The 22,768-nt window shown below is 45.8% G+C and carries 12 protein-coding genes; 11 read left to right on the forward strand and 1 reads right to left on the reverse strand.

What is annotated here, in order from left to right; genetic code table 11:
• The first annotated feature begins 900 nt into the window (after positions 1-900).
• The 6 genes from ACMA1I_RS10460 (at position 901) to ACMA1I_RS10485 (ending at position 11,914) form a co-directional block, all read left to right on the forward strand.
• Positions 901-2,769 carry a sodium:solute symporter family transporter gene (locus ACMA1I_RS10460; protein ID WP_337068269.1) on the forward strand — a complete coding sequence of 623 codons (1,869 nt, stop codon included), beginning with the start codon at positions 901-903 and terminating at the stop codon, positions 2,767-2,769.
• 155 nt (positions 2,770-2,924) lie between these two features.
• Positions 2,925-4,358, forward strand: coding sequence for a sugar MFS transporter (locus tag ACMA1I_RS10465; protein WP_337068270.1), 1,434 nt, complete (start codon positions 2,925-2,927; stop codon positions 4,356-4,358).
• A gap of 419 nt (positions 4,359-4,777) precedes the next feature.
• On the forward strand, positions 4,778-7,063 hold the full coding sequence (locus ACMA1I_RS10470; RefSeq protein WP_337068271.1) for a GH92 family glycosyl hydrolase: 2,286 nt from the start codon (positions 4,778-4,780) through the stop codon (positions 7,061-7,063).
• Positions 7,064-7,417: 354 nt separating this feature from the next.
• Positions 7,418-8,929 (forward strand): glycoside hydrolase family 28 protein, encoded by a 1,512-nt coding sequence (locus tag ACMA1I_RS10475; protein ID WP_337068272.1) that lies wholly within the window; start codon positions 7,418-7,420, stop codon positions 8,927-8,929.
• A 1-nt stretch (position 8,930) separates the two neighbouring features.
• Complete coding sequence (locus tag ACMA1I_RS10480) at positions 8,931-11,258, forward strand: GH92 family glycosyl hydrolase (RefSeq protein ID WP_337068273.1); 2,328 nt, start codon at positions 8,931-8,933, stop codon at positions 11,256-11,258.
• A gap of 194 nt (positions 11,259-11,452) precedes the next feature.
• Positions 11,453-11,914, forward strand: coding sequence for a hypothetical protein (locus ACMA1I_RS10485; protein WP_337068274.1), 462 nt, complete (start codon positions 11,453-11,455; stop codon positions 11,912-11,914).
• Positions 11,915-12,237: 323 nt separating this feature from the next.
• Here the strand turns inward: ACMA1I_RS10485 and ACMA1I_RS10490 are convergent, their stop codons facing one another.
• Positions 12,238-13,251 carry a LacI family DNA-binding transcriptional regulator gene (locus tag ACMA1I_RS10490; protein WP_337068275.1) on the reverse strand — a complete coding sequence of 338 codons (1,014 nt, stop codon included), beginning with the start codon at positions 13,249-13,251 and terminating at the stop codon, positions 12,238-12,240.
• A 369-nt stretch (positions 13,252-13,620) separates the two neighbouring features.
• Here ACMA1I_RS10490 and ACMA1I_RS10495 point away from each other — a divergent pair, with 369 nt between their 5' ends.
• The 5 genes from ACMA1I_RS10495 to ACMA1I_RS10515 all read left to right on the forward strand — a co-directional run bounded on the left by ACMA1I_RS10495 (position 13,621) and on the right by ACMA1I_RS10515 (position 22,737).
• The gene (locus tag ACMA1I_RS10495; protein WP_337068276.1) at positions 13,621-14,499 is read left to right on the forward strand and encodes an inositol oxygenase family protein; all 879 of its coding nucleotides are present in this window, start codon (positions 13,621-13,623) and stop codon (positions 14,497-14,499) included.
• A 304-nt stretch (positions 14,500-14,803) separates the two neighbouring features.
• The gene (locus ACMA1I_RS10500; protein WP_337068278.1) at positions 14,804-17,929 is read left to right on the forward strand and encodes a TonB-dependent receptor; all 3,126 of its coding nucleotides are present in this window, start codon (positions 14,804-14,806) and stop codon (positions 17,927-17,929) included.
• Between the two features lie 11 nt (positions 17,930-17,940).
• A complete protein-coding gene (locus ACMA1I_RS10505; RefSeq protein ID WP_337068279.1) occupies positions 17,941-19,548 on the forward strand; it encodes a RagB/SusD family nutrient uptake outer membrane protein in 1,608 nt (535 codons plus the stop codon).
• Positions 19,549-19,793: 245 nt separating this feature from the next.
• A complete protein-coding gene (locus tag ACMA1I_RS10510) occupies positions 19,794-20,804 on the forward strand; it encodes a tartrate-resistant acid phosphatase type 5 family protein (RefSeq protein WP_337068280.1) in 1,011 nt (336 codons plus the stop codon).
• A gap of 136 nt (positions 20,805-20,940) precedes the next feature.
• Positions 20,941-22,737, forward strand: coding sequence for a hypothetical protein (locus ACMA1I_RS10515; RefSeq protein WP_337068281.1), 1,797 nt, complete (start codon positions 20,941-20,943; stop codon positions 22,735-22,737).
• Positions 22,738-22,768 lie beyond the last annotated feature (31 nt).

The raw sequence follows: 22,768 nt of genomic DNA on the forward strand, positions 1-22,768 counted from the left end.
CGAACAGAGAAGTTAAGCCCCGCCGCGCCGATGGTACTGCCGTCACAGGTGGGAGAGTAGGTAGCCGCCAACCCCAACAACCAGCGGCCCCCGTTCCAATTGGACGGGGGCCGTCTGCGTTTTATAGACCCAGCCCCGCAGCCACAACAACAACAACAACTGCCCGCTCCTAAGGCCACCCAGCTACAAAGCCGGTACCTTACAGTGGGCGGCACACCCACCAAGACCTGTCTGTCTCCTCTGCCGCTTCCACAGGCCCCGCCAGAAATCCATACCATCTTACAAACATCCACTAACATCTTCCTCCACAGTACCCCCTCCTACTGAGCAGTTTCTCCTTTATCAATTTTTTATAATAGAAATTTAGGATTTATAACCGCATCGATCTCCTTATTATAGCACTGGCACTTACTGCACTTATTATCATTGGATATTTTTGATCACTATCATTTTATACAGAAAGGTTATACCACCTGATGTGCATTGTTATCGCTTTTTCATGAAAACGTTTGCGTAAAAAGTAATGCTAATTTCTGCTCAAGGTTAGTTATAATTCTAAAGATTTGGTAACTAACGCTTCATTAATAACAATTGTTAGTTCGTCCTTTTCTTTGATTCTTAACTAATACTTAAAGTTCTTTTCGAGTGAGAAGCACAAGAAAAGAACTTTAAGTATTAGTTTCATCATTTGGATATGAGCTGTAAGAGGGAATTAAATACTTTTTTAAGCTTCTACTAAAGCCTATGTTGATTTTGCAATTTGCTTCGGCAAAATATGTAGCTGGTATTCATTCAAAGTAAAGCATTGAACAAGACAAGATTATTGTAAAAATCAATAAATTAGGTTTGTATTAGAGGTTCTTTTTACTCATTCACCAACACCCTAAATAGTCTCACAGTATGCTCAACTTCTCTACTCTGGATTACATAGTTTTTATTTTATATGCTTTTGTGATTGTCGGTATAGGGTTGTGGGTATCGAGAACAAAGAAAGGAGTTCAAAAAACGGCTCAAGAATATTTTCTGGCTGACAAATCGCTTACTTGGTGGGCCATAGGTTCCTCCTTGATCGCTGCTAATATTTCAGCTGAACATTTTATTGCTATGTCTGGTTCTGGATTTGCCATTGGTTTGGGTATAGCAGCCTATGAGTGGGTAGCGGCTATTTCGCTGATAATAGTAGCAAAATACTTCCTGCCTGTTTTTATTGATAAAGGTGTTTATACTATGCCACAGTTCCTGAAACTCCGCTATAATAAGGGAGTAAGTACGGCCTTTGCCATATTCTGGCTTTTGGTGTATGTATTTGTAAACCTTACTTCTGTAAGTTATTTGGGTGCACTGGCCATGGATAAAATGATGGGTGTTCCGCTCGAATATGGCATCATCGGGTTATTGCTTTTTTCAGGAATCTACTCTATTTATGGGGGTATGGAAGCTGTCGCCTGGACAGATGTGGTGCAGGTGATTTTTTTAGTAGGAGGAGGGCTGGTTACTACTTTTATTGCTCTAGATGTAGTAGGAGGTGGAGAGGGAATATTTGCAGGCTTTGCTAACATTTACGAAAAGGCAAGGGACCATTTTGTAATGATCATACCACAGGGACAGATAAATGTGCCAGATGGTGCGGGAGGACAAAAAGATGCCTTTCAAGATTTGCCTGGGCTTGCTGTAATTCTGGGAAGCATGTGGCTTACCAACCTTGGTTTCTGGGGATTTAACCAATTTATCATTCAGAAAGGATTAGCAGCTAAAAGTATAAAAGAGGCTAAACGCGGACTTCTTTTTGCCGGTTATCTTAAAATTTTGATTCCGGTAATTGTGGTGGTGCCTGGTATTACGGCTTATGTACTTTTTAATGCTTATAGCCCGGAAGAGCTTTCTGTTATCTTAGGAAAACCCTTGTCGGTAATAGGTACGATTGGGAAATCGGACGAGGCTTATCCCTGGCTGTTAAAGAATTTTATGCCTTCAGGAATAAGAGGCCTTGCCTTTGCGGCCTTGGCTGCTGCCGTTGTTTCGTCTTTGGCTTCTATCATTAACAGTGCCTCCACCATTTTTACAATGGATATTTACAAAGCTTTTTTTAAGCCTGCAGCCACAAACAGAGAGTTGGTGCGGGTTGGTAGGATTATAGCAATGTTGGCTTTAGCCATAGCCGCCGCAGTTGCACCACAATTACAAACGATGGACCAGGTGTATCAGTACATTCAGGAGTACACTGGTTATATCTACCCCGGTACCATAGTGGTATTTGCCATGGGGCTGTTCTGGAAGCAGATTACACAAAATGCAGCCTTATGGACAGCCATTGTTACCATTCCTGCGGGTATCATTATAAAAATACTTTACCCTGATATGCCCTTTATTCTGCGCATAGGGTATGTGTTTATCTTTCTTTGTGTATTAGCTTCTGTTATCAGTTTTATGGAGAGAGGCACCAAAGTGCCTATGCCAAAACCCGAAGGCAGAAGGTACAATTACATCTTAAGAACAAGTTACCTACTCTTTCTGCTGGGCCTCATTTGCCTGATAGTAGGTGTCCTGTATTCTGACACGTACAGTTATCTTGGCATGGAGTCTATTTATACGCTGGCAACCATTTTTGTGATGCTGGGAATTATACTGTATACAAATGTTAAAATGGATACTGCAGATGAGAAAGCAATAGTTTCGGATCCGTCGCTGTTTAAAACCGGAGCTCCCTTTAATGTGGCTGCTGCAGGAATTGTAGCCATCATAGGGACTTTATATTATTTCTTTTGGTAATTCTGACGCTATTCTTACCAGAACTTGTTTAAATTTCGTTTTGCTTGCTACTAAAGATCAGGAAGCGTTTCGGGAGATGTTCCTTAAATGTGGCTTTTCAATTAAGCATTAAAGTTAAACTTGTTCTAATTACTAAAATTTACATCTACATCACAATGGCAGGAATTTCATCAGGTACAGCCGTAAACGCAGTGGATACCGCATCTACTCCACAAGGCTCAACATCAAATTACAAGAGCTCCTTATTTATTGTCACAGTTTTATTCTTCATGTGGGGGTTCATCACCTGCCTCAACGATATTCTTATTCCGAAGCTGCAGGAGGTGTTTACGTTACAGAACTGGCAAGCCATGCTTATTCAAACGGCTTTCTTCGGTGCTTACTTTATTGTGTCGCTGCTATACTTCACCTTTTCGGTCACCAAAGGCGACCCAATCATGAAGATCGGTTACAAAAACGGTATCATAACCGGATTGGTAGTGGCGGCAATAGGCTGCGGCCTGTTTCTGCCGGCGGCCAATTTCCATAGCTATGGCTTTTTCCTGTTGGCGCTTTTTATCCTGGCTTCCGGCATCACCATTTTGCAAATTACCGCTAACCCCTACGTGGCCATTCTGGGGCCGCCTGAAAGCTCTTCGAGCCGCATGAACCTGACACAGGCTGTAAACTCATTTGGGACGACCATAGCGCCTATAATTGGCGGCTACCTGATCTTTGACCAGGTGGGAGAGCAGGTGGCAAACGCCGATTCTGTAAAATTGCCTTACATTGGGCTTACGGTTGCCTTACTGTTGGTAGCGGTCTTTATAAAAATTGCCCGTTTGCCCCGCCTGACAGATGGTGGCGGCATAGCAGTAGCAGGCAAGGGAGCCTTGCAGCACAGGCACCTGGTGTTAGGCATTATCTGTATTTTTATGTATGTAGGCGGTGAGGTGGCTGTTGGCAGTGCACTGATAAACTATCTTAAACTACCTCATATTGCAGGTTTACAGGAGGCTGACGCAAAGCATTACCTCGCTTTTTACTGGGGAGGAGCTATGATTGGGCGTTTTTTTGGTGCTGTAGCACTAGCTCAATTCAAAAACAACAGCAACAAGTTTATTGTGATGGGCCTGATAACGGTGCTGACCTTTGCCATTGTGTACGGCCTGTACGATCTGAACCAAGCATTTATTATTCTGAGTCTGATAGCCATTAACTTCGTGGTGCTGCTGCTTGGGCAATTCATTCCCAACAGAACGGTTGGCTTGTATGCCGCCAGCGTAGTGGTGCTGCTGCTGATTGGTACATTTGGAGAGGGTGCTGTAGCCATGTGGGCCGTTATCGCCGTTGGCCTCTTTAACTCTATTATGTTCCCTACTATTTTCGACCTGGCCATTAAAGGACTTGGGATTAATACCAGCCAAGGCTCTTCGCTGCTGGTAATGGCCATTGTAGGAGGTGCAATTATTCCTCCTTTGCAAGGTCTGTTCGCCGACCTTACCGGAAATTTTCAGCTCTCTTTTCTGATTCCGATGTTCTGTTACCTCTACATTATTTACTACGGCTTTGTAGGTTATAAGCCCCGGCAAACGGCACAGACATTATAAAACGATTTATCTGGCGGGAGATTAAATATTGCTCGACAAATTATTCTAATAAAAACGGCCTTCCAGAGGCGTTTAGGAAGTTTTAGATACTGGATAATGAATGGAAGGCTCTTTATTGGTTGAGAGTTATTTGGCAACAACAAGTTATCGACCAGGTGCGGGAATCAGTCCTTGCATTAAGTGGTCTTTTCGAAATCTCGCTCTTAAAAAAGCACAGAAATAATTCCCCATCAGGGCCGGATGTGCACTATTTAGCAGTTGAACCATTAAACAATCAGCAATCAACAGCTAGCAGTATAATGGCAAGCAAATTATTCTAATGAAAATGGCCTTCCGGAGCTTAAACAGTGCTTTTTGAGCTTGGGGTATCAGGCCATTTCATTCACCAGACAAGGTAAACATCGAATTACTGACTCTATATGCGCGTTTTTTACCTTCTTTGTCTTCTTCTCATCTCCGGTAATTTGCTTGGGCAGGGGCATGATAACCTGCTGCCGTATGTGCAACCGCTGGTGGGCACTGCGAATAGTACCACCACTGCTGCCTTAAAGCATGGCGAAGGCACAGAGCATCTTGCCAATACCATTCCGGCTGTGGGCGTTCCGTTTGGCATGACCCAATGGACACCTCAAACCCGTACCACCGAGGAAAAGTGCGTGGCTCCTTACTATTACAAAGACACCAAATTGAGCGGTTTCAGGGGCACGCACTGGATCAGCGGCTCCTGCACCCAAGACTATGGCAGCGTAACCATTATGCCCGTAACAGGTAAGCTCAAAACCCGTGTCACCGATGTTGAAACGCCCTTTTCGCATGAGCAGGAAACAGCTGCAGCCGATTATTACCGGGTACAGCTGGCGCAGTATAAAATAACGGCCGAGCTTACTGCCCTGGCCAGAAGCAGCATGTTGCAGTTTACTATGCAAAGAGCAGATAGCCTTTTTCTGCTGGTAATGCCGAACAGCGATGAAAAAAAAGGTTTTGTTAGAGTAGACCGGGCAAGAAAAGAGATTGTGGGCTACAATCCTGCTTTCAGAATTTACCAGGGCTGGGGAGAACCTGCTGGTTTCAGTGGCTACTTCGTTATTCAGGTCGACCGAGACTTTAGCCGCAAAGGCACCTTCAGCAATGCCGAAGTTTTACTTACCGACAGCCTGAGCAACAGAGAGAACCTGGGTGCATTCATTGGTTTCAACCTGAAAGCGGGAGAACAGGTAAAGCTCCGCATCGGCACCTCGTTTAGCAGCATAGCGGAGGCGCGTAAAAACCTGGAAGCAGAAATACGCACATGGAACCTTAATGAGGTAAGGAGGCAGTCGGCGCAGGCTTGGCAAGATGCCCTTCAACGGGTGCAGGTAAAAGGCGGCACCGCAAAAGACAAAAGCATATTTTACACATCGCTTTATCATAGTTTTCAGCACCCGCGCCTGTTCAACGATGTAAGCGGCACTTACCCCAAATTTGCCCACCAGTATGAGCTCGATCAGCTGCAAAAAGCGAACTACTACGATGACTTTTCGATGTGGGATACCTACCGGGCGCAGTTGCCTTTGCTGCAAATTCTTCAGCCGGATCTGGTAAACGACCTTGTTCATTCATTTATCCTGAAAGGGCAGCAAGGCAAGTGGCTTCCTATTTTCCCTTGCTGGAACAGCTATACAGGAGCCATGATCGGCGACCACGGCACCGCCTTTATCGCTTCCAGTTATCTAAAAGGAATAAAAGGCTACGACGTGGAGCAAGCGTATGCCCTTATGCGCCAAAATGCTTTTGAAACACCTGGTTGGGAAGAGTATGTAGCCGGAAAAGGCAGAAGAGCCTTGCCTTCTTACCTGAAGTACAACTACATTCCGATGGAAGACAGTGTGCAGGAGGCATTTCATAAAAAAGAGCAGGTGTCGCGAACACTGGAGTATGCCTATAACGACTATGCCCTGGCTATGGTGGCAAAAGACCTGGGCAAAGATCAGGATTACAAGCTTCTGAGCCAGCGAGCCCTCAACTACCGCCATGTGTTCGACAGCTCCGTTGGTCTTATGAATGGCCGCTATGCCGACGGCTCCTGGTACAAACCATATCATGCCGACAAAAAGCTGCCATTTATTACCGAAGGCACGCCGCGGCAATACACCTTCTATGTACCGCAGGATATTCCTGGCCTTGCCAAACTAATGGGAGGAACAAAGCAGCTGGAGAATGCTTTAGACAGCCTGTTCATAAAAGGCGAATACTGGCATGGCAATGAACCTGGGCATCAGATTCCGTTTCTGTACAACTACACTGCCTCCCCCTGGAAAACGCAGCGTGAGGTAAAACGAATTTTAGCGGAAGAATATACTGACGGACCTGGCGGCCTGAGCGGAAACGATGATGCCGGGCAGATGTCGGCCTGGTATGCTTTTGCAGCCATCGGGCTTTACCCGGTCGACCCGGTATCAGGAGAGTACCTGCTCACTGCCCCGCTTTTCGACCAGGTTACGGTGCAGGTAGCAGCCAGTAAGCAGATGGAAATAATAACGCATAAAGCGAGCAGCCAATCTGCCTACATCCGGGCTGTGAAACTGAATGGTAAAAGCTATAAGCATAGTTATATCCGGCATGCAGATCTGGTAAAAGGCGGGAAGCTGGAGATTTTTCTGCAGGATGAGCCAAATATAAAATGGGCAGCGAAAGCCGCTAACCGTCCTGCCGGCTTGTCTAAATGAAGTTACAAGCTTGTTCATTTTTTAAATGAGCCAGCAAATTATTAGAAGGAAAACAGCCTTTCAGAGCACAAATACATACTGTTTCTCCCGCTGCTACCGTTGCTCAGCACACTTTAATCAGTCCTTGGCTTGAGCCGCCTTGTGAGATCCGGTGCCGCAGGCAGCCTGAGCGGTAGCGAAGGCAGGAGGGAACACAGCGGCGATGGCCAAGGACGAGGCCCCGCGGCCATGAGCGCACGGAGCAGAAACAATGCAACAACACAGCTACTAAGCATAGCAAAAGCTTCAACTACAAGAGCCGGAGCCAAGTTTTAACATAACAATGTATCAGCATCAGTTTATAATTCACATCCAATGCAAATAAAACTACTATCATACCTCTTCTTTTTAATCCTGCTCTTTACTTCCTGTAAGGTCGATCAGAACAACACCACGCTGGCAGAGGCAACAGACAGGGCCGCTAACCTGCATGAGCGGGTATTCAATATAAAAGATTTCGGCGCTATTGGCGACGGCAAAACCGACAACGCCAATGCCATTCAACGTGCCATCGATGCCTGTTCTGCTGCAGGAGGAGGTCGTGTTATAATCCCAGGTGGCAGCACATTTATGGCAGGGCCTTTCGATTTAAAATCCTTTGTAGAGTTTCATGTAGAGGCGGGGGCAAAAGTGCTGGCAAACAGCGATGAGAAAGTGTATACCAAAAGCGCATTCCGTGATAACAAAGGCGAAGGCACCATCTGGATTGGCGGTGAGAACCTGGAGCAGGTCACGATCAGTGGCGGCGGTACCATAGATGGCAATGGTATTTCCTTTATGGGAGCAGAGCTGGAAGACTCATACGAATTAAAGCCCTTCGATGTAGTGGATCCACGGCCACACCTGCTCACCATTGTAGGAGGCAAGAACCTAAGAATCCGGGATGTAACTTTTCTGAACTCTGCTTACTGGACGATACACTTAATAGGCTGCGACGATGTAGCCATATCGGATATAACGCTACTCAACAGCCTGAAAGTCAGGAACAGCGATGGCATTGACCTGGACCATTGCAAAAATGTACGCATCAGCAACAGCTACATAGAATCTGGCGATGACTGTATCTGCCTGAAGAATAGGAGAGAATACGAAGAGTTTGGCGTATGCGAAAACATTACTGTTACAGGCTGCACCATGACCTCCAGATCCTGTGCCATTAAAATAGGCTCCGAGAACATGGATACCATCCGAAATGTGGTGTTTAACAACTGCATTATCAGGAGCAGTAACAGGGGAGTAGGCATTCAGAACCGCGACGAAGGCGTGGTGTCGGATGTAATTTTTTCGAATATGCTGATAGAAGGCAAACTCTTCTCCGATGTGTGGTGGGGCAAAGCCGAACCAATTTATGTAACGGCTTACCGGCGCGCCAAAGGTGATCATAAAGATGCAGGCTGGCGTTTTCCCAAAGGGCAGCGGGAAGGCCGCGTGGGCGAAGTAAAAAACATTTACTTCAGCAACATAAAGTGCCAGAGCGAGAATGGGATTTATGTGAGCGGCGAGTCGGCCGATAAAATATCTAATATCGTTTTTGATCAGGTCGATATCAGCATAAACAAAATTACAGATCATCCAGGTGGTGTGTACGATCGTCGCCCCAGCGATGTAGAAGGAATGGTACGCGGCAGAACATCTGGTTTTTACTTTGATAAAGCGACTGGCATAACGGTCCGGAACAGCTCGGTGAGTTGGGGAGCCAACGTTCCAGCCTATTTTGCACATGCCCTGGAAGCTCATGCGGTTAGCGCCTTAAAAATAACCAATCTGGAAGGAGCCTCCGCTTTTCCTGGAAAGATAAAAGCCATTCAGAACTACACCCTGAAATAAGATGCTCTACCCGAAAATTATTCAAATGCGATATTCTGTTCCTTTTAAAGTCGTTGTTGTCCTTTTCTGTTTGTGGACTGGCAGCCTTTTCGGCCATACAAGCCACGCCCAGACCAAATACCATACTTACATAGATCCATTTATTGGTTCAGAAGGAGAGGGAAATGTGTTTGTAGGGCCATCCTGCCCTTTCGGAATGGTAAAGCTTGGGCCGGATGTAAACAAAGATGCCAACAGCGGCTATTCGCCTGATATGACCAAACCCTTGTATGGCTTTAGCCAAGTGCATGTAAGTGGTACCGGAGGTGGCCCCAAATATGGAAATATATTAGTCATGCCTTTTGCCGGCGACTTTGAGCAGATAAAGCAGGAGTCGTTGCGGGAGCAGGAAAAAGCAACAGCGGGCTATTACAGTGTGTTGCTGAAAAAGCATCATATACTGGCTGAACTAACGGCTTCACCCAAGGTGGCCTACCACCGCTACACCTTCCGTAACAAGGGGCGTAAGGCCATTAAGATAGATGCAGGTGAGTTTCTGGGGGAGAAGCCAGTGCCGAACGCAAGAGAGGCGCAGCAGTTTGTAGGTTCGGAAGTAGAAGTAGTTTCTGATACAGAAATAAGAGGGTACAGCAGAATAAGCGGCGGTTGGAATAACGGAGCGGCTTACACCGTTTACTTTTATGCACAGCTGGAGCAGCCTTTCAGTAGCTTTAGCACCTTTAAAGGGAATCAAGTGCAGTCAGATGTAAAGCTGCAGTTCGATTCCGGTGAAAAAACAGGTGCTTTGCTGTATTTCGATAATTCCGGGACCGATGTTATTCAGATGAAGATCGGTATTTCGTTTGTCAGCTCGCTCAAAGCCAAGCAGAATATTGCCGATGAAGTACCTGCCTGGAGTTTTGACAAAACCTTGAAGCAGACGCAACAAAGATGGGAAGACCTGCTGAAAAGACTGGAGATCGATGCCTCGGCTACAGCAGATCAGAAAAAAATGTTCTACACCGCCTTATACCACACGATGCTGATGCCAGTCGACAGGACAGGTGAAAATCCGCTCTGGAACTCCTCCCAGCCTTACTACGATGATTTTTACGCCATCTGGGATACCTTTCGCACCTCTCATCCGCTCATCACGCTTATTTCCCCATCGCGGCAAGCCGACATTGTGAACGCGCTCCTGAACATTTACCAGCACGAAGGCTATATGCCCGATGCCAGGAGCGGCAACAGCAACGGCCGCACTCAGGGTGGCTCCAATGGCGAAGTACTGATAGCAGATGCCTATGTAAAAGGGGTAAAAGGCATTAACTACCACTTGGGGCTGCAGGCTATGCTCAAAGATGCTACTATACCTCCCGGCGGAAACGAAGAGAAAGAAGGCAGGGGAGGCCTGACTGATTATAACAGCCTGGGCTACGTGTCGTCGAGGTTTGTACGTGCCGGTAACCGTACGTTGGAATATGCTTACAACGATTATTGCCTGGCAGTAGTGGCAAAAGGCTTGGGCCGAAATGGCGAGTATTATCGTTTTCTGAAACAATCGGATAACTGGCAAAACCTCTGGCGACCCATTGCAGACAATGGTGCTACTGGCTTTATTATGCCGAAAGACCCCTCTGGAAAGTGGATCGACAGTATTCAGTGTGATATGAGCAACGGCCGGGTAACTTATATTCCATACACGCCCCTGGCGCAGGATTGGCCTAACTGTGTGTGCTGGTGGTGCGGCTTTTTCTACGAAGCCAGCTCCTGGGAATACTCCTTTTACGTACCCCACGATGTCGCTACGCTTATTCAGAAATCCGGAGGTGCAGCTGCTTTCGAGAAGCGTCTAGATACTTTGTTTGATAAAGAATACTATAATGTCGGAAATGAGCCTTCTTTCCTGACCCCAACCCTTTATCATTGGATCGGCAGGCCAGACTTAAGCACGAAACGCATCAGGGAAATTATAACCAGGCACTACAACAGCTCCAGAAGTGGCCTGCCCGGCAACGACGACTCCGGGGCGATGTCTTCCTGGTTTGCATTTCATACGATTGGTTTATTTCCTAATGCAGGTCAATTATATTACCTGGTAAATGCGCCTATGGTCAAACAAACTACGCTCCACCAGGAAAACGGGAAAGACTTTATCATTACAGCCAAAAACCTGACGGACAAAAACATTTACATTAAGTCGGCCACTTTAAACGGAAAACCTCTGACCAAAGCCTGGATAGAACACCAGGATATTGTAAATGGAGGTGAGTTGCTGCTGCAAATGGATTCCAAACCTTCTGCCACATGGGGTACTAAAGAAGTGCCTCCTTCTAAGAAAGCAGAGTAAGTTGATTTGGTTTGCCGCTGAAGAAAGATTGCTTAACCAATTCTACTCTTTACCAGCCATAGCCTTCTGGAGTCCGTAGTGGCTCTGGAAGGCTATTTTCATTAGAATAATTTGTGGTCAGTTCATAAATTTTGGGCTCCGGCTCTTTTAGCTGCAGTTATCGCTATGCTAACTTACTTAGTTGTTACATTGCAGTGGCTCCGATCGCTCACGGCCGCGAGGCCTCGTCTTTGGCCATCGCCGCTGCGTTCCCTCCTGCCTTCCCTCGCGCTCAGGCTGCCGCCAAGGCGGCACCGGATCTCACGAGGCGGCTCAAGCCAAAGACTGGTTTAGGTTCGGTAGCAGCGGCTATTCTGATTATTGCCTTTGTTTCTTTCTTTCTCTATGATCATTCCGAACTTGTCGAGGAAACTATCTGGTACCGCTCTTTACTTTATAGTTCCCTTGGCTACGCTCGGGATGACAATGGATATATGTTTAAGGTTGAATTATGTTTGCTAAAAGAGAGCTTTTTCATTAGAGTAATTTGCCCGAATCAGAATAGGCAACGCTTATACACCTTTTCAACAAGATCCTCTCAGAATGTCAGGGAGTTAAATTTCAACTATGTAACATACCTGAAGCTATCGCATCCTGCACACTCTGACATTATATAAATTCAGGTTTAGGCTTCATCATAAATCAAGTTTTGAATAAAACAGCCTTTCGAAGAACCATCTCCACCTTCTTCCCCAACAGCGAAAGCTATCGAATCTAAACCAGTCCTTGGGTTGAGCGCCTTGCAATTGTTGCGGTGCCGGAGGCAGCCCGCAGCGGAGCGAGGAGCAGCTTCAATTGCACAGCGCGATGCCTAAGGACGAGGCCCCGCGGCCGTGAGCGATCGGAGCGGTTACAACGCCAGCACCAAAGCATAAGGGCACCGCATCAAACTGTTGCTAAAAGAGCCGGAGCCAAACCCTTACTTCCTACATTAATTTCCTCAAGCAACTGAAGAACTTCGTATATCAAGCCTCGACGGAATAACCACCCGCTCTCCTTTCAAGTTGAAGTTCTTATTTTTCAGAGATTTAAATATCAAAGTGGCTGCGGTTCGGCCCATCTCAAAAGCGGGCTGTGTGATGGTGGTGAGCGAGGGGTTTAACAGCAACGCTGACTGCAGGTTGGAAAAGCTGACAACTTTCACATCATTTGGGATAGATAGCTGCAGCGAGTGGCAAGCCAGGTAGACACAGGTCGTTAGCTTTTCTACTGAGGCAATGATTCCATTAGGACGATTGCTGTTTTGTAGCAGGTTAACCATGTGCTGCAGATTCTGCTCCTCGTTATGGGTGCACAGCACAATGTCAGCAGGGCTAGAAGGCATCTTATAATCCAGCAAGGCCTGCTTGTAGCCTGCCATTCTTTCGTTGCTAATCGACAACGAGTCCGAAACAGAGAGTAAGGCTATTTTTTTGCAGCCGCTCTCTATGAGGTGTTGTGTGGCTGTATAACTGCTTTTAAAGTCATCTGTGGTTATTCTTGCTGTTTCCACCTCGTCGGAGGCCCTGTCGAAAAAGACCAGGGGAATGCCTTTCGCCATAAGCTCCTTTATGTGCACAGCCCCTGCTGTCTCAGCCGAAATAGACATGAGAACCCCATCGACCCTGCCGCACTGGAAATCTTTCAGAATAGCCTGTTCTTTCTGCAAACTTTCGTGCGTTAGGTAGATGAGCACGTGGTAACCGTTTTCCTGCGCCACAGATTCTATGCCGTTAATGGCCTGGGCAAAAAAGCTGTCGGCAACTTCCGGAATAACAACTGCAATCATCTTACTTTTTTTGCTCCTGAGGCTGCTTGCATGGTGGTTTGGCACATAGTTAAGCCTTGTTGCCAGCTCTACCACTCGTTTCTTTGTTTCGGCGCTGATTTCGTAGCTATCGTGCAGCGCCCTCGATACAGTAGATATTGAAAGATTCAACTCCTCTGCCAGGCTTTTAATATTTATTTTCTCCATATAAAAACGGAAACTTGCTTTATCTGCCTGTAATACAGGTGTTTATTATTATTGACGAGTATGCCCAATTCTGGTAATTGCCTAAAAATATTATTTTTATTTGATTTTACATTTAAAATATAAACTCCCAAACCACAATCTGTAGCTATTAACTAACCTCCTCTCCAACAGCTCGCTTTGTTCTATAAAACTGCAAATGAAAAGCAGGTAGGTGTGACAATTGTATAAATCCTAGCTATGTCCAATTTGTTACGCAAACGTTTCCGCATATAAAGTTAGCAGTGCCTGTTGTTATTAAAGAATAAATATTCAAATTGCTTTTAACTAACATTAGTTAAAAGCGTGTATTTAACTTAAATTCAAGTCTAAATGAAAAGCACTCAGCAAGGCGATCAGAATCCGTTGGAGAACTTAGACGTTTGGGAAGAAGACCTCCTCCAACGCTATCCAGACCCGGAATCTATCACCAAAGGCAAAACCACAGAAAAGTACCGGGATTATGAAACACCGGCCAGAGATACAGTAAAAGAGTTTTATAGACTTAACCATACCTACCAGACCTACAACTTTGTACTGGAGAAGGAGCGGGAGTTCTTAAAATTCGACAAAAAGGAAATGCCCATCTGGGATGCCTTCGATTTTCTGAATCAGTTGGTAGATGACTCAGACCCTGACACTGACCTAGATCAGATGCAGCACCTCCTGCAAACTTCCGAAGCCATACGCACCGATGGTCACCCCGACTGGATGGTACTGGTTGGGCTGCTGCATGATATGGGAAAAGTCCTATGTCTGTTTGGGGAGCCGCAGTGGGCTGTAGTAGGCGATACCTTTCCGGTAGGCTGTGCTTTTTCTGATAAAATAGTTTACTCCGAATTTTTTGAGAACAACCCCGACCACCACGATAGCCGCTACAATACCCAGTATGGCGTATATACTCCAAACTGTGGATTACGAAACGTGCACATGTCGTGGGGGCACGATGAGTATGTGTACCAGATGCTGAAAGATCACCTGCCAGAGCCTGCGCTGTACATGCTGCGCTACCACTCATTTTACCCGCAACACCGCGAAAACGCCTACGAGCACTTAATGGATAGCCACGATCACGCCATGTTTAAATGGGTAAAGCTCTTTAACCCTTACGATTTATATTCAAAGAACCCTGTGCCACCGAACTGGAAAGAGCTTCAGCCTTATTACAAAGAATTGGTAGCCAAGTACCTTCCGGCAACACTCAAGTTCTAATTGCTGGCACATGTTGCTCCAGAACCTCCTTTTGATTATTATTAAATTATTATAATGGAAATGACCTTCCTGAGCCTTTTTTGCTTTATTGACTAGCAGGCCTGTATCCGGCACTTAGCCGGGTATATGCGTCCTGCAACCGAATACGGCACCTGCCTATATTGAGGAAGATGCACTTTTAATTAGTAAACGTTCTTTTGGTCAGATTTATTCTGCCTGGCTACACCTGGGTGAATATGACGCGCTTGTATTCTTTGCTTTTTGGTTTTTAACAACATGTCTATTACTTAAATAATATTATATTATGAAGAATAAATACTGGTTCCAGTTTAGTAGGCGAATTCTTTTCGGAATTATGCTGCCATGTACTTTTGTGGCTGGTGCGCCGGCTGCTCTTGGTAATGGGGCTTCGCTGATGTTTGTGCAGGCGCCCACTGCCAACGATATAACCATAAGCGGCAAGGTTACCGATGCCGGGTCTAATAGTGGTCTGCCAGGAGTTGCTATACGGGTAGAAGGCACCACTAAGGGAGCAATTTCGGATGTAGATGGTAACTTCACCTTATCGGCACCTGCAGATGGTATTCTGGTTTTTAGCTCTATCGGGTACTCCACACAAAAGGTGCCGGTAAATAACCAAGTAAAGTTTAACATAGCGCTTAGCCAGGATGTTGCTGCCTTGAAGGAAGTGGTGGTGGTAGGCTATGGCGAAACGAACCGTAGAGATTTAACAGGCTCGGTTGTAACTATGGATGCCGAGGCAATTCAGCAGACAAACAAAGTAAACGCTTACCAGGCTATTCAGGGGCAGGTGCCGGGTGTAAACATTCAGGCAGCCGATAACAAACCGGGAGGTGGGTTCAACATCCGGATCAGAGGTTCCAATACCATTAACCAAAACCAAACAGTAGACCAGGGGGGCTTTAGTGCCGGTCAAAATCCATTGTTTGTAGTAGATGGTATTTTCGTAAACGATATCAGTTTCCTGAATCCGAGTGACATAGAGCGAATGGACGTGCTGAAAGATGCTTCTGCCACAGCTATTTATGGCTCCAGGGGTAGTAATGGCGTTATCATTATTCAGACCAAACGAGGCAGCAAAGGCCCCATGACGGTGCAATACGATAACTATGTGGGAGTGCGGCAGGCCTACAACCTTCCTAGAATATTTAACGGGCCGGAGTTTGTTAATTTTATGACCGATGCGGTGGTGGGCATGAACTATGCTTCGGGTAACCTGGCTTTTACCAGAAACGATGTGGTGCTGAACAATTTTCTGCGGCCAAACGAGCAGGAGAATATTGCTAACAACAGGTATGCCGATTGGGTAGACTTAATCGTGAAAAGCGGATTTCAGACAAATCATACCATAGGCGTTAGCGGAGGCTCTGATAATACTACCTATGGTTTTGGTGTAGGTTATACCAAAGACGAAGGTACCTTTGAGGGCGAAGATTACGAGAGAATAAACCTTCGTGGCGATATTAATGGCAAGCTCTCATCACTGGTGTCGGTAGGTTTTAGCAACTACGCTTCCTTTTCTACCAGAAACGAAGGCAGCCGCGAAGGCTTGAGAAGCGCCTACAGATTACGTCCAACTGGCTCAGCTTTCGACGAAAACGGAGAACCAGAGTTCTTCCCATTGCAGGGCGAAACTTTTATTACCAACCCTCTATTTGAGCCTGCGAATGCATTCCTTGAAACCAAAGCCCTGAACTATTTAAGTAATCTTTCCCTGATCATCAGCCCAACCGATAACCTAAAGTTTACCTCAACCTTCTCACCAAACCTCGAATTTTCTCGCTTCGGTGAATACAGAGGCCAATTTTCTAAAGCCACTAGTGGCCTGGCCAGCAACACACGCGCCGAAGTGATCAATAGAAACCGCATGTCTTACACCTGGGATAATATCATAAATTATAACCTGGAGATGAATGAAGACAATGTGCTGAACGCCACCTTCGTGTACTCACGGTTTCTAGACCGGTATGAGAGCTACGACATGCAGCGTAGAAATTTCTCGACAGATGCGTTCAGCTTCTATAACATAGATGCTGGCTCAATTATTCAATCGGTAGGAGGTAGCTTATCCAAGCAGACACTGGAGTCTTATACTGGCCGTATTAACTATAACTTCAAGAAGAAATACCTCTTTACGTTCACTGGCCGCTACGACGGCTCCTCTATTCTGTCTGCGCAAAACAAATGGGCATTTTTCCCATCAGCGGCTTTCGCCTGGAGAATCAAAGACGAGAATTTCCTGGTTAACAACAACCTGTTCTACGACCTGAAGGCTCGCTTTAGCTACGGGCAAACCGGTAACAACGGCGGCGGCGGTGGACTTGTACCGCTTGGCTCTCAATCCCTGATCGGAAGTGGTTTTACCAACCTTGGCGACCAGGTAGTGCAGACCGCCTTTATCACCAACCTGGCTAACCAGAACCTGACCTGGGAGAAAACGAAAGAATTTAACTTTGGCCTGGACTTCGGGTTCTTACAAAACAGGATTTACGGTTCATTAGATATCTATAACCGAAAAAACACTGGTATCATTTTCTACCGCCCTGTACCAACTGTAACTGGTTATAGCGGTGTTTTCGAAAACGTAGGCGAGGCTGTGAATAAAGGGGTTGAATTCGGGTTAACTTCTGTAAACATAGCCAGACCGGATTTCACCTGGAAAACCTCTCTTAATTTTGCTGCTAACAGAAACGAAGTAACAAAACTATACGGCGACCTGGAGGAAATTCAGTTTGGTGTTTTGGATGCTCCTTATGCACACAGAATCGGTCAACCTGTAGGATCAGGCTTTACTTGGGTGTATGATGGCATCTGGCAACTGGACGAAGTAGATCAGGCACGTGCCTACGGGCAGCAACCCGGCCAGGTAAAAGTGAAAGATATAAACAATGATGGCGTAATCGATGCAAAAGACCGTACCGTAGTTGGCGCTAACATGCCTAAATGGACAGGTGGCATCACCAACACCATCAACTACAAGAATATCGACTTTTCTTTCTTTGTTCATACAGCACAAGGAGCCACCTCCTTCAGTTACTTCCATAGATCGCATGCTTGGGACGGACATGCTGCACCAGCTCGATTTAATGGTTTAAAAACCAACTACTGGACTCCGGAGAACCCTTCTAATGAATGGTATCAACCAGGAAACTCTGGTCCCTGGACAGAATCATTGCTATTCAAAGATGTTTCTTATGTGAAGGTAGGATACATTACATTGGGGTACAGCTTGCCGGAATCAGCCATCAGTTTTATGAAGATGAAGCGCTTGAGAATATATGCCACTGCCCAGAATCCATTTGTTTTCACCAATTACGAAGGTTGGGATCCTGAAAACGCAGCCAGAAATAGCTGGGGCGCCGGGCTCATGTCGAGAGTTTTGATGGGTGGTGTAAATGTTAGCTTTTAACGATTAAAAAAATGAAAATCAGAAATAGATATAAAGTCCTGTTGTTTGCGCTTTTAACAATGGGCTCTGTAACAGGTTGCAAAGATTTCCTTGAAGAAGAAAACCGACAGTCGTTAACAGATACCATCATCTTTAACGATCCGAAAGGGTTTGACCAGTTGGTGGCCAACGTATATAACAGAATGCGGCCTGCTACCTCTTTTTTCGAGCTGGACCAGTTAGGTACCGACATTTATACCCGTGGTGAAGTTATTAATGGCATAAACGATTTAAACGATTATGTCAATCTAACATCAGTGAACTGGGCTGTGCCCATTTACTGGTCTAACTATTACTATGTGATAGGAGCCGCCAACGTAACTATAAACCGGGCCGATAACATAGTAGGGCTTTCGGCTGAAGACAAGGCAAGAGGCCTGGGTGAGGTCAAATTTATGCGTGCCTTCTCTTACTTTAACCTGGTGGAACAATTTGGTCCGGTGCCATTGGTGCTGAACGAGATACGAACTGCGCAAACAGAATTTTCAAGAGCCCCTGAAGAAGCAGTGTACGCCCAGATTTTATCTGACCTGGACGAAGCACTGGCAACTGTAGACGAACAACCGGCTCAATTTGGCAGGGTTTCAAAAGATGCGGTGAGGCACCTGAAGGCAAAAGTATTGCTCACCAGGGGGTACAAACCTTTTGCAGGCAGCAGCGACTTTACAGATGCAGCTGCTTTAGCAGAGATCGTAATAGCTAACCACCCGCTCGTAACTGATTTTGCTTCCTTATTCTCTATTGAGAACCAGCGCAATTCGGAAGTAATCTTCTCGATGTTATATGGCACAAACCCTGTATCGAGAGGGGCAGGTAATTTCAGACATCTCATGTTTAAGTTTATGTATGATGCCTATCCTGGCATGGTAAGATCTACCTTGTACCATAGAGGATTAGGACCTGCACCAACTCCATTTTTCTACCAGAACTTTGAGCAAGGCGACAAACGCGAAGATGCTACTATCAGACGCGTACTGTATGCGGAAGTAGATAGCAACGATGGGAGTATTTTAGCAGGAGATACCACTGTGTACTTCCCGAAAGTAGCCTGGTCAGCTGAGAAAAAGAGAACTAAGAAATACACTGTTGTAAACCCTGGCGAGTATTTCACGCCAAATGGTGTGACCATTGTGCAGTACCCTATGTTCAAGAAGTTCGATGACCCAGGCGTAGCCTACACAAACCCAGGCATTGATCCGGAAGGTAAGAGAGACGCTTATATCTTCAGGGCCGGCGAAACAAGACTATTGGCAGCAGAAGCTTACTTAAAAGCTGGTAACGCCACTGCTGCTGCTGGTCATGTAAACGCACTCCGGGCTAGAGCAGGCTTAACTACTATGTTAGCACCAGAGCAGGTAGATATACATGCCATCCTGAACGAAAGCGCAAGAGAGCTTGCCGGCGAAGAGAGCCGCTGGATGAGCCTGAAGAGAACTGGTACCTTACAGGAGCGCGTGCTAGCTTATAACCCGCATGCAGCGCTGAACAAAGCCATTGAGGCCAAACACCTGTACAGGCCAATACCGCAGAGCGAAGTAAACGTAAGCGGCGGCAGCATTGCCCAAAACACAGGGTACTAACACAATAGTTTTTATTGCCTACTAAACGATGGAGCCTGGTTTTACTTAAATCGGGCTCCATTTCACTATAGTATATAGTATAATAGGGAGCAGATAAAGCGACGTCTTTAGGCTATTTTAAAAAGATGCAGTATTAGTGCGTGCTCATAGGAGGAAAAGAAGCAGACAAGCACAAACTAAAGAATTAATAACTTTCTTTGGTGAAGCAAAGCGCTATTATACTACCTTACAAATTTTAAAAATTTATGAAAAGCATGTTTTTGTCTGCAAAACAGCTGGTAATTATTCTCTCGTTTATATGTTACATGCTGCTATTGCCTGGCGTGGGGCAGGGGCAGTCGAAAAAAAGTAAAAAACTTAACATACCTCCCAATTCACTGAATTTTATAGCATTAGGTGACTGGGGCCGCTACGGAGATGATCACCAACTTCAGGTAGCAGAACAAATGGCCAAAACCGCCAAAGAGGTTTCCGTGCGGTTCTTTATAAGCACCGGCGATAACTTTTATCCCAAAGGTGTGGCAAGCACCCTTGACCCGCACTGGCAGTATTCTTTTGAAGATATTTACAAGCACTTTCCGTTACAAAGGGAATGGTTCTCGGTATTAGGCAACCACGACTACATGGGTGACCCTGATGCTCAGGTAGCCTACTCTAAAGTGAGCCGCCGGTGGGAGATGCCCGGCCGGTATTTCTCCAAAACCTTTGCGTTAGCAGATGGATCCGGCGAAAAAATCCAGATCTCCTTTATCGATACCAACCCGTTGATTCCAGAGTTTTACAGCAATCTGGAGTATGGCCCCAATGTACAAACCCAGGACAGTACCGCACAAAAGCAGTGGCTCCAACAAGTGCTGTCGCAAAAGGAAGAGACGGTTAAATGGAACCTGGTAGTCGGGCATCATCCCTTATATACAGCCAGCGACAAAAGGAGGGAAGGCTACGATACAAGAGCTGTTCGCCGATCACTTAAAAGCCTCCTCAATAACAACAATGTAGATGCTTACCTGGCAGGCCATGACCATAGTCTGCAGCACTTGCAACCAGCAGGAGAAATCCATCATTTTGTGTCTGGGTCTGCCTCAGAAGCTACGCAGGTGGGCAAGTTAGACTACAGCAAGTTTTCTGCTAAGGAATATGGCTTTCTTTTGTTCTCTGTTAATTCAAAAGAAATTGTAGTACATGCCATCTCGCACACAGGTAAAGTTTTGTACCGCACCTCTTTGCAGAAAGAGCTTCTGGATTCAGATCGGTAAGAAGTCGGCCAAAAGCTGAACCATTTTAGTTGTTTTAGCCTCTCCAGCTTCTCTGCTCTGGTGCAGTAAAGGTAAGAGGCGCCTGAATACATTACATTATCTAACACAGTAATTGAATTAATCAAGCACCTTAATTATGAGCAAAATAAGCCGCCAAACTTTTTTAATGCAGTCGTTAAGTTTAAGTGCCCTTGCTATGCTGCCTCCTTTCAGCAGCAGTTTGTTAGCAGGAACTGCAGTTTTTGCTAAGGCTGAAAACCTACCAAAGGAGAATATTTATACACGTATAGTTGCTGCTAACGACCAAAAAGTGGCCACCATACTAGAGTCGTTGCAGGCAGAAATACAGGTGCTTAAAAGAAGTCTTGGCTACGATTTTGCAAACTTGGCGGCATCTTATAGCGCTCCTGAATCTGGCTATTACAAGAGTGCTGCCTTAGTGCCTGGCATGAGCCGCATTCTGAAGTTCCTATTAAAGGTGCAGGGGCCGGATGGTAACCTCGATATAGGTAACCTCGGGTCGCCGCCAGATACTGCCTTTATCTTAGAACCACTATGCGTTGCTACTTCTCTTCTATTAAAGAATAAAGCCAAACTATTGACAGAGGTAAAAGCCGATGCCAAAAAGTTTTTAACCAAAGCAGGAGATGCCTTAGCCACAGGCGGGGTTCATACGCCTAATCACCGATGGGTAGTATCTTCGGCACTGGCTCGTATAAATGCGCTTTATCCTGACCAGAAATATGTGAACCGGATAAATGATTGGTTAGCCGAAGGCGTTTTTATAGATAAAGATGGTCATTACCTGGAACGGAGCAGAACTTATTCGGAGGTAATTGATCGGTCTTTTATTACAATGGCTCGTCTGCTGAACATGCCCGATTTACTGGAGCCTGTGCGGAAGAACCTGGCCATGACCTATTTTTATATGGAGCCTAACGGTGACTTGGTTACAACTGATTCCCGAAGACAGGATCAGTTTGGAAGCGTGCCAATTTGGGAGTACTACCATCATTACCGCTACCTGGCCAACCGCGACAACAATACAGAGTTTGCCGCCATTGCCACTCTAATTGAACAGGTAAAAGGTTTTGAAGAACATGTTCTCACACAATCATTGTTTTACTTTTTGGAAGACCCACTCCTGAAAAAAGAGATGCCAGCACCAACTGCGCCTCCTGTAACGTACGAAAAGCTTTTTACAACTTCTAATTTGGCGAGGATTCGTCGCGGAGACACCACCACCACGCTCTTTGGCGGCGTAGACTGGCCTTTGGTGATTGCTTCGGGCCGTTCAACAAGCCCTAATTTTTTCTCCTTCAGGAAAGGAGAGGCCATCTTAAAATATATGCGCCTTTCCACAGGCTTCTTTAGTACCGGATATTTCAGGAGCGAAGGCCTTAAAAAAGTAGGCAACGCTTACGTGCTTTCCAAAAAGCTGGAGGTACCGTATTATCAGCCGTTGGCAACAGAACTAAGAAAAGCAGACGGCGATTATAAACTTTCGCAGAGCATAGACGGACGTTTCTGGAACAAAATGGATTTCGAAAACAGGCCGGTTAGTAATTTGAAAACACTGGAAACAACTATAACAGTAACGGAAAGTAATGGCAAAAACCAAGTGTCCTTTCAGGTAAAGGGTTCTGAAAATGTGCCGGTGACCATAGAGCTCTGTTTTCTGGAAGGAGGCAAGCTATCTGGTGTAACAGTCTCAGAAGAGGATCCGGAGAATCATTTTCTGGAGAAGGGCACGGGGCAGTACCAATTTGGCCAGAATACCATCACCTTTGGTCCAGGAACGCTCGCTCATAAGCGATTAAGAGGCTTGGATGGTGAAATGTATAGCTCGCATTTCGGAACCTTGCGCACTAAAGGCATGCATGTATACCTTACAGGGTTAACACCTTTCGAACACAGCATCACCATAGGCTAACAGAATAGGGAGTGGAACAGCAATATACGTG

This window comes from Pontibacter sp. 13R65, assembly GCF_047525655.1.
Taxonomy (GTDB): Bacteria; Bacteroidota; Bacteroidia; order Cytophagales; family Hymenobacteraceae; genus Pontibacter.